Here is a 4,747-nt window from a genome sequence, read left to right as displayed (position 1 = left end):
ATTGCGATGGCGATCGTGCTCGTCTATCTGCTCATCGTCGTGAACTTCCAGTCGTGGGCCGATCCGCTCATCATCATCAGCGCGCTGCCGGCCGCGCTCGCGGGCATCGCGTGGATGCTGTTCATCACCGGCACGCACCTGAGCGTGCCCGCGCTCACGGGCGCGATCATGACCGTGGGCGTGGCGACGGCCAACAGTATTCTCGTGGTCGCGTTCGCGCGCCAGCGTCTCGCCGACGGTGCGACGCCGCTAGCCGCCGCGCTCGAAGCGGGCGCAACGCGCATCCGCCCCGTGCTGATGACCGCTTTCGCGATGATGATCGGCATGGTGCCGATGGCGCTCGGGCTCGGCGAAGGCGCCGAGCAAAACGCACCGCTTGGACGCGCGGTGATCGGCGGGCTGCTGTTCGCGACGGTCTCCACGCTTTTATTCGTACCCCTTATGTTCGCGACCGTGCATACACGGCTTGCCCACCGCGCCGCAGCGAAGCGCGAGCGCGAGGCACAGCGGCGCGGTGCCCGAGGCGGCTCGCCGCGCAATCCCCGTTAAGTCGAAACTGGCCGAAGACATGAACGAACCTCACCACCATTCATCTCTCGACATCGCCGTGGGCAGCGAGCAGGGCCTGGACCTGCCGGCGCGCGGCGAGGCGGGCAAGCGTGCACGCGTCGCCGTCATCGTGGTCGCGCTGCTGCTTGCGGCGGGCGCCACGCGCACAGTCGTCTCGAACCTCATGAACGCCCACCATCTCGCCGATGTCACGAAGCAGAACGCGCAGCAGTACGTGAGCGTCGTGCAGCCCGTCGCGGCTGCCGCGGACGGGCGCATCGTGCTGCCGGGCACATTGCGCGGCTATGTCGAAGCGCCCATCTATTCGCGTGCGAACGGCTACTTGCGTCGCTGGTACGCCGATATTGGCGCGCACGTGCAGCAGGGCCAACTGCTCGCCGAAATCGATACGCCCGAGATCGACCAGGAGCTCTCGCAGGCACAGGCGCAGCGCGAACAGGCTGCCTCGACGCTCGCGCTCGCGAAGACTTCGTTCGATCGAGCCCAGCAATTACGCCAGCGCGATGCGGTGTCGCAACAGGAACTCGACGACCGCCAGGGCGCATACAACCAGGATCAGGCGAATCTCGCTGCCGCCGACGCGAACGTACGCCGCTTGACGGAGATGAAGTCGTTCCAGCGCATCGTCGCGCCTATCACGGGCATCATCACGCAGCGCAACGTCGACATCGGCGACCTCGTGAACGCCGGTAACGGCGGCGCGGGTCGTGCGCTCTTTTCCATTGCGCAATCGGATCCGCTGCGGCTTTACATCGACGTGCCGCAGACCTACGCACAGGATGTGGCGGTCGGCCAGCACGTGAGCGTGACCGAGCAGGAACTGCCGGGCGTCACGTTCGACGGCACCGTCACGCGCACGGCACAGGCCATCGACGTGGCCACGCGCACGCTGCAGGTCGAAATCTCGCTGCCCAATCACGATGGCAAGCTGCTGCCCGGCGCCTATGTGCAGGCCGCGTTGCAGAACGATTCGAAGGGCTTGTTGACGGTGCCGGGCAACACCTTGCTGTTTCGCGCCGAAGGCCCGCGTGTCGCGGTGGTGGACGCGCAAGGCAAAATCAAGCTCAAGCCGGTGGAGATCGCGCAGGACCTCGGGCAGACGCTCGAAATCGGCCGTGGCATCGAGCCGACCGATCGCGTCGTGCTGAACCCGAGCGATTCGATCGCCGATGGCGACAGCGTCGTGGTGGTCGCGCCGAACAAGACCCAGGCGGCCCGCGATGCCGCGAGGCGGAGCGCGACGTGAGCAACCGACGAAACACGCTGGGGCGCCCGCGCGTTCGACCGCTTGCGTACGTCACGGCGCTAGGCGCGATTGGCCTTGCGGCCTGCACGGTCGGCCCCGACTACCGTGCGCCGCAAACGCAAAGCCCCGCGGCCTGGCGCGTCGATTCCGCCGATTCGTTCTGGCATGCGGCGCAGCCGTCGCACGCGCCGCTCGATCCGCAGTGGTGGAAGGCGTTCGACAACGCGGAGCTCGACGATCTGGAAGTGGCCGCGCTCGCGGAGAACCAGACGCTGCGCGTGGCCGCCGCGAACTACGCTCAGGCGCGTGCGACGCTCGCTTCGGTGTCCTCTCAGCAGAGCCCGCAGGTGTCGCTCGATACGGGCCTCGCGCGCGAGCGCATTTCCGCGAACCGTCCGGTCACGAACTATGCCGTGCCCAACACGTCGACGGTGCAGAACGACGTGAACATCGGCGCGACCGTCAGCTACGAGCTGGACCTGTTCGGGCGCATCCGGCGCCTGGTCGAGTCGGCGCAGGCGTCGACGCAGCAGGCGGGCGACGACCTCGCCAACGCGCGCCTCGTGCTCACCGCCGAACTCGCGACGGACTATTTCGCGTTGCGCGAGCTCGACAACGAGATCGACGTGGTCAACCGCTCGGCGGCGCTTCAGCAAAAGGCGCTCGATTTCGTGACCGCACAGCACGATCTCGGCGCGGTTTCGGGCCTCGAACTGCTGCAGCAAAAGGCGCAGCTCGCGGCGACGACAACCCAGGTGCATCTGCTCGAAAACCAGCGCCAGCAGGAAGAGCATGCGATTGCGGTGCTCATCGGCAAGCCCGCGCCCGAGTTCTCGATCGCGCCTCAGGTCACGGCGATGCCGGTGCCGGCGCTGCCCACGGGCATGCCGAGCGAGCTGCTGCAAAGGCGGCCCGACGTCGCCTCGGCCGAGCGTGCGATGGCCGCGGCCAACGCGCAGATTGGCGTGGCGCGTTCGGCGTACTTTCCGGACATCACGCTCTCGCCCACGCTCGGCTGGGAATCGACGCGCTTTGGCGGCCTGTTTTCGGTGCCGAGCCTCATGTGGTCGGTCGGCGCGACGGCGAGCGAGGTGCTGTTCGACGGCGGCAAGCGCGCAGCGGGCGTGGATTTCGCGCAGGCCGGGTACGAGTCGGCGCAGGCGTCGTATCGTCAGACCGTGCTCACGGCGTTCCAGGAGGTGCAAAATGCGGTAACGGGCCTCTCGGTGCTGGATCGCGCATCGAGCGACGGACAGTCGGCCGTGGACGATGCACGCAAGTCGTTCGATCTCGCCAACGACCGCTACCAGGGCGGCCTCGTGGCGTTCATCGATGTGCTGAATGCGGAGCAGCAACTGCTTGCCAGCGAGCGCCAGGAGGTGCAGATTCACGGGCAGCAGGTCGCCACGGTGGTCTATCTCGCGAAGGCGCTGGGCGGCGGCTGGAGCGCCGACGAGCGCGAGTTCGCATGCAGCGCGGGCACGTGCCGCGCAGTGCCGGCGCGCGCGGCGTCCGTGCCGGATCAGGGCACGGGCATGGGCCCGGCGGCGGGCAAAGCCGCGCTCGAAGAAGCGGCGGCGGGCAGAAGCTAGAGCGTATTGCAGGGCATATAAGAGGGCTGGAGCGAGCCCGACACCAGGGCGTACAAGGCGTACAAGAGAATACAAAAGCGCGCGCAGCCGTGTTTGCGAGTCGCGGCGGCCGGCACAGGTGCAGGGCGCCGGGCGGACCCGCAATGCATCGCGCGAAGAGGAGGGCGGGCATGAAAGTATTGGTAATCGAAGACGAGCGCAAGGTCGTGGACTACTTGCGCAGCGGGCTCACGGAACAAGGGTGGATCGTGGATGTCGCCATGGACGGCGAGGAAGGCGCGTGGATGGCCACCGAGTACGACTTCGACGTGATCGTGCTGGACGTCATGCTGCCGAAGCTCGACGGCTTCGGCGTGCTGCGCGCGCTGCGCGCGAAGAAGGAAACGCCGGTCATCATGCTGACCGCGCGCGACCGCGTGGATGACCGCGTGCACGGCCTGCGCGACGGCGCGGACGACTATCTCACGAAGCCCTTCTCGTTCCTCGAACTCGTCGAGCGGCTGCGCGCGCTCACGCGGCGCGCTCGCTCGCAGGAGTCGACGCTGATCTCGGTGGGCGACCTGCAGGTGGACCTCATCAGCCGTCGCGCGACGCGCGATGGGGTGCGCCTCGATCTCACGGCGAAGGAATTCCAGCTGCTCTCCGTGCTCGCGCGGCGGCGCGGCGAGATTCTCTCGAAGACGCTCATCACCGAGCTCGTCTGGGACGTGAACTTCGAAAGCAACGCAAACGTGGTGGAAACGGCGATCAAGCGGCTGCGCGCGAAGCTCGACGGACCGCATGCTTCGAAGCTGCTGCACACGATACGCGGCATGGGCTACGTGCTCGAAGTGCGCGAGGAAGGAGGCCAGCCGTCATGAAACGCTCGATCTCGCTGCGGCTTTCGGCGATGTTCGCAGCGGTGTCGCTCGTCGTGTTCACGCTCACGGGCGCGGGCCTGTTCTTTCTGATGCAGCGCCTGCTCTTCAACGAGCTGCGCGAGACGCTCGACACGCGCGCGCGCATCGCGAGCCTGATCGTCTCGCATGCCCCCGACGTGCAGAAGTGGGCCTTCGTGCAGGAAAAGCTGCGCGATCTCTCGCCCGCGGACAGCCGCGTGCACTACTACGTCGAGGGCCCTGATCCGCGCTTTCGCTTCGGCACGCCGATCGTCGGCAAGGTGACCGGCGACGTGGGCCCCAATCACCTGCTCGTGCGCCCGCCCGGCTGCGACTACGACATCATCATGACGACCTATACGGTGCCCGCGAGCGGCGACCGGCCCGAGGTGAAGCTCGTGGTCGGCAGCGATTGCGTGCGTACCGAAGGCATGCTGCGGCGCTTCGGCATCGCGCTCGGC

Annotated in this window: 4 protein-coding genes and 1 pseudogene; all 5 read left to right on the top strand. The window is 67.3% G+C overall.

Translation table 11 applies throughout. The features are described from left to right. Positions 1–549 (top strand): efflux RND transporter permease subunit (locus VMJ11_RS21930; RefSeq protein WP_325621707.1); only part of this gene is annotated, 549 nt, incomplete at its 5' end. Between the two features lie 19 nt (positions 550–568). Beyond that, positions 569–1,816 (top strand): efflux RND transporter periplasmic adaptor subunit, encoded by a 1,248-nt coding sequence (locus VMJ11_RS21925; protein WP_325621705.1) that lies wholly within the window; start codon positions 569–571, stop codon positions 1,814–1,816. Next, on the top strand, positions 1,813–3,408 hold the full coding sequence (locus tag VMJ11_RS21920) for an efflux transporter outer membrane subunit (RefSeq protein WP_414694448.1): 1,596 nt from the start codon (positions 1,813–1,815) through the stop codon (positions 3,406–3,408). Before VMJ11_RS21925 ends, VMJ11_RS21920 begins: the two co-directional genes overlap by 4 nt. Positions 3,409–3,578: 170 nt before the next feature. Next, positions 3,579–4,268 (top strand): heavy metal response regulator transcription factor, encoded by a 690-nt coding sequence (locus VMJ11_RS21915; RefSeq protein ID WP_325621703.1) that lies wholly within the window; start codon positions 3,579–3,581, stop codon positions 4,266–4,268. Then, positions 4,265–4,747 (top strand): annotated as a pseudogene (locus VMJ11_RS21910) (two-component sensor histidine kinase); the annotation flags it as partial. The gene VMJ11_RS21915 and the pseudogene VMJ11_RS21910, both read left to right, overlap by 4 nt.

Source organism: Paraburkholderia sp., assembly GCF_035501035.1.
Lineage (GTDB): Bacteria > Pseudomonadota > Gammaproteobacteria > Burkholderiales > Burkholderiaceae > Paraburkholderia.
The sequence above is the reverse complement of the archived record's forward strand: the minus strand, read 5'-3'. Positions and strand labels throughout refer to the sequence as shown.

Excerpts from the sequence above, each read along its gene's own strand:
- VMJ11_RS21925 (WP_325621705.1), top strand. The coding sequence starts at position 569 with ATGAACGAACCTCACCACCATTCATCTCTCGACATCGCCGTGGGCAGC.
- VMJ11_RS21915 (WP_325621703.1), top strand. The coding sequence starts at position 3,579 with ATGAAAGTATTGGTAATCGAAGACGAGCGCAAGGTCGTGGACTACTTG.